This window comes from Streptomyces sp. NPDC056527 (assembly GCF_042794475.1).
Lineage (GTDB): Bacteria > Actinomycetota > Actinomycetes > Streptomycetales > Streptomycetaceae > Streptomyces.
The window spans coordinates 1-4,202 of record NZ_JBHTTQ010000211.1 but is presented as its reverse complement, the minus strand read 5'-3'; the positions used below and the strand labels follow the sequence as shown (position 1 = coordinate 4,202).

Annotated in this window: 3 protein-coding genes; 1 reads left to right on the top strand and 2 read right to left on the bottom strand. The window is 69.8% G+C overall.

The window, feature by feature from the left end; translation table 11 throughout:
- Both ACFQ7Q_RS37760 and ACFQ7Q_RS37755 read right to left on the bottom strand, forming a co-directional pair.
- The gene (locus ACFQ7Q_RS37760; protein WP_383563683.1) at positions 1-1,266 is read right to left on the bottom strand and encodes an ATP-binding protein; all 1,266 of its coding nucleotides are present in this window, start codon (positions 1,264-1,266) and stop codon (positions 1-3) included.
- A gap of 265 nt (positions 1,267-1,531) precedes the next feature.
- The gene (locus tag ACFQ7Q_RS37755; protein WP_383563680.1) at positions 1,532-2,209 is read right to left on the bottom strand and encodes a response regulator transcription factor; all 678 of its coding nucleotides are present in this window, start codon (positions 2,207-2,209) and stop codon (positions 1,532-1,534) included.
- Positions 2,210-2,635: 426 nt separating this feature from the next.
- Between ACFQ7Q_RS37755 and ACFQ7Q_RS37750 the strand changes: the two genes are divergently transcribed.
- Positions 2,636-4,156 carry a peptide MFS transporter gene (locus tag ACFQ7Q_RS37750; protein WP_383563677.1) on the top strand — a complete coding sequence of 507 codons (1,521 nt, stop codon included), beginning with the start codon at positions 2,636-2,638 and terminating at the stop codon, positions 4,154-4,156.
- The last annotated feature ends 46 nt before the right edge of the window (positions 4,157-4,202 follow it).

The following is a 4,202-nucleotide window of genomic DNA, read 5'->3' as shown; positions in this document are numbered from 1 at the left end:
CTAGCGGACCGGGCGCTCCTGGTCTCTGCGGCCTCTGACCTCGCGGCCCAGGAAGAGCGCGAACACCGGAGGCTGCTGCTGGAGCAGCTCGAGCCGGCCGCCGTCCGCCTCGGCGAGGTCCCGGGCGACGGCCAGTCCGATGCCGGTGGAGTTGCGGCCGCTGATGGTCCGCTCGAAGATCCGCGCGCCGAGATCGGCGGGGACACCCGGGCCCTCGTCGGTGACCTCGATCACGGACTGGTTGCCGGTGACGCGGGTGCGCAGGGCGACGGTGCCGCCGCCGTGCATGAGCGAGTTCTCGATCAGCGCGGCGAGGACCTGGGCCACGGCCCCAGGCGTGCCGACCGCGCGCATCCCCTGCTTGCCCGAGTGGACGATGGCCCGGCCCGCGCTGCGGTAGGCGGGGCGCCACTCCTCGATCTGCTGCTTGACGACCTCGTCGAGGTCGAAGGCGATGGCGGAGCCCGTACGGGGGTCGCGCGAGTTGGTGAGCAGCCGCTCCACGACGTCGGTGAGCCGTTCCACCTGCGTGAGCGCGATCGTCGCCTCTTCCTTGACCGTGTCCAGGTCGTCCGCGACGGCGACCTCCTCCAGGCGCATGGAGAGGGCAGTGAGGGGCGTACGGAGCTGGTGCGAGGCGTCCGCGGCGAGCCGGCGCTCGGCGGTGAGCATCCGCGCGATCCGCTCGGCCGAGGCGTCCAGGACGTCGGCGACCCGGTCCAGCTCCGGCACCCCGTACCGCTTGTGGCGGGGTCGGGGGTCGCCTGAGCCGAGCCGTTCGGCGGTCTCGGCGAGGTCGGTGAGCGGGGACGTCAGCCGGTTGGCCTGTCGGACGGCGAGCAGGACGGCGGCGATGACGGCCAGCAGGGCCACGGCACCGATGATCAGGAGGGTGCGGCCCACCTCGGAGGTGATGGTGGAGCGGGACTCCTCGACGGTGACGGTCTCCCCGCGCTCGCCCTCGGCGCTGCCGCGGATGACGCTGCCCTCGGGGCGGGCGCCGATCTCGATGGGGGCGCGGCCGGGGATCTCGATCAGGGCGTACCGCTTGGCGCCGCTCTGCTCGGCGAGGATGTCCGGGTTGACGGGCTCCCCGCCGATGAGCCGGCTGTCGACGATGGAGACGAGGCGGACGGCCTCGGAGTCCACGCTCTCCTGGGCGCTGCTGGAGATGGTCCGCGTCTCGACGATGACGAGGGACACCCCGAAGACGGCGATGACGACGAGGACGACGGCGAGCGTGGAGTTGATCAGACGGCGACGCACAGTGTGCCCTCCGGGGCGGGCGGGGTACGGGGTACTGCCCCGAGCGTACGGCGCGGGCGCGCCCCCACCCGCCGACCGTTGTGGGCAACTGTCCGGCGGGGTTGGGGGCACCCCCAGAGGCAGCTCTGGGGGAGGGTGGGCACAACCCACGACGGCGCCGCACCCGTGGGCACCGCAAGCACCGGGAGCCTGGGCTCGGCAAGGGCGCCGTCCGTTGTGCCCACCTGTTCCGCCCCAGCGGAACGAATGCCCACAACGGAGTGCGTCAGCTCTTCTCGAAGCGGAAGCCGACGCCTCGGACGGTGGCGATGTAGCGAGGGTTCGCCGCGTCGTCACCGAGCTTCTTGCGGAGCCAGGAGATGTGCATGTCGAGGGTCTTGGTCGACGACCACCAGGTGGTGTCCCAGACCTCCCGCATCAGCTGGTCGCGGGTGACGACCCGGCCGGCGTCCCGGACGAGGACCCGCAGGAGGTCGAACTCCTTCGCCGTGAGCTGGAGCTCCTCGTCGCCCATCCACGCGCGGTGCGACTCGACGTCGATCCGGACGCCGTGCGTCGCCGGCGGCGCCGCCGGCTCCGTGGAGCCGCGCCGGAGCAGGGCCCGGACGCGGGCGAGGAGCTCGGCGAGGCGGAAGGGCTTGGTGACGTAGTCGTCGGCGCCCGCGTCGAGTCCGACGACGGTGTCGACCTCGTCGGCGCGGGCGGTGAGCACGAGGATCGGAACCGTGTGGCCCTCGGAGCGCAGCCGCCGGGCGACCTCCAGGCCGTCCATGCCGGGCAGCCCGAGGTCGAGCACGACGAGATCGACTCCGCCCTGGAGTCCGGCGTCGAGGGCGGTGGGGCCGTCCTCCCGCACCTCGACCTCGTATCCCTCTCTCCGCAGCGCACGGGCCAGCGGCTCCGAGATGGATGCGTCGTCCTCGGCGAGCAGTACACGGGTCATGGGGTGATGGTAGTCCGCACGGCGGACGCCCCGGGGCATGATCCACAGGGCCGCGAGGGCCCCTGCGGATCAAGGTGGGTAACCTGCAGATGACCTTTGAATGAGGGCTGCCGGTTCCTAGATCACCTGTGATCCATGTCTCAAGTCCTTCCATATCCGGCACTGTCGTGTCGTATGGTGGCGAGACGTCAGTTGCGGTAATCGGGGACCTTTGGCTCGCTTCGTGCGACAGAGGTCCTCTTTATGCGTGAGGTCGGCTCCGCCAACCTCGATGACAGTGAATGACCTGTGGGCCGGGTCCCGAGACGCGATACGGCGTCAGGGGCGTGGATCCCGGTGGGGTGCGACCACTCCCACCGGTGCCGGCCTCCCCCACCGGGCGCACCACGCTCACAAGGCGCGCGTCCCGACAGAGCAAGGATCGACATGGCGTCCAGCCTGACGACGGCTTCGACCGGAACCCCTGGTTCCGAGAAGACGTTCCTCGGCCACCCCCGCGGCCTGGCCACCCTCTTCTTCACCGAGATGTGGGAGCGCTTCTCCTACTACGGCATGAGGGCTCTCCTCGTCCTGTACCTGGTTTCCGGTGGCGCCGACGCGGCGACCGGCAGCCAGGGTGGCGGCCTCGCGATGACGGCGGCCACCGCGACGGCGATCTACTCGGTCTACGTCTCGATGGTCTACCTGATGGCCATGCCGGGCGGCTGGTTCGGCGACCGCGTCTGGGGCGCCCGCAAGACCGTCACCATCGCCGGATTCGTGATCATGGCCGGTCACGCCTCGCTGGCGATCCCCGGCCAGGCGATGTTCTTCGTCGGCCTCGCGCTCGTCGCCGTGGGCTCCGGTCTGCTGAAGGCCAACATCTCCACGATGGTCGGCCACCTCTACGACGGCCCGGACGACCCGCGCCGTGACGGTGGCTTCACGCTCTTCTACATCGGCATCAACCTCGGTGCGTTCGTGGCGCCGTTCGCCGTCGGCACCCTCGGCGAGAAGGTCAACTGGCACCTCGGCTTCGCGCTCGCCGCCGTCGGCATGGGTCTGGGCCTCGCGTGCTTCCTGGCCTTCACCAAGAGCCTGAGCCCGAAGAGCACCGTCGTCCCGAACCCGCTCTCCCCCGAGGAGCGCAAGAGCATCCTGGTCAAGGTCTGCCTGGTCGTCGCCGCCGCCGCCGTCTTCTACGGCGCCGTCGTGGCGATGGGCATGTACACCCTGAAGTGGGCGCTCGTCCCGATCACCCTCGCGGGTCTGATCATCCCGGTCGCCGTCCTGGTCCGCATCAAGCGCGACAAGGACCTCAGCACCGGCGAGCAGTCGAAGATGAACGGCTACATCTGGTTCTTCGTCGCCGCCGCCGTCTTCTGGATGATCTACGACCAGGGTGGCTCGACCCTGTCGCTCTTCGCGGACGGCAAGACCGCCGACTCCGTTCTCGGCATCAGCTTCCCCGCCACCTGGTTCCAGTCCCTGAACCCGCTCTTCGTCATGGCGCTGGCTCCGGTCTTCGCCTGGCTGTGGCTGTGGCTGGCCCGTAAGAACCAGGAGCCGAACACCATCGTGAAGTTCGCGATGGGCCTGGTCCTCGTCGGTGCCTCCTTCTTCGTCTTCATCGTCCCGATGGGCATGGCGGGCGACGGCACCAAGGTCTCCCCGATGTGGCTCGTCTCGATCTACATGATCCAGACCATCGGTGAGCTCTGCCTCTCCCCGGTCGGCCTCTCCGTCACGACGAAGATGGCGCCGCAGAAGTACGCCTCCCAGATGATGGGTGTCTGGTTCCTCGCCGTCACCGCCGGTGACTGCACCACGGGTCTGCTCTCGCTGGCCGGTGTGGATCTCAACGGCACAGGGATCATCGGAATGCAGGCCGCGCTCGCGGTCCTCGCAGGCTTCGCGGTCTTCATGTACCGCCGGAAGGTCCAGGCGATGATGGGCGGCGTCCACTGACGTCCCCCGCTGTACGGACCTGAGGGCCGCCGCACCGATCGGTGCG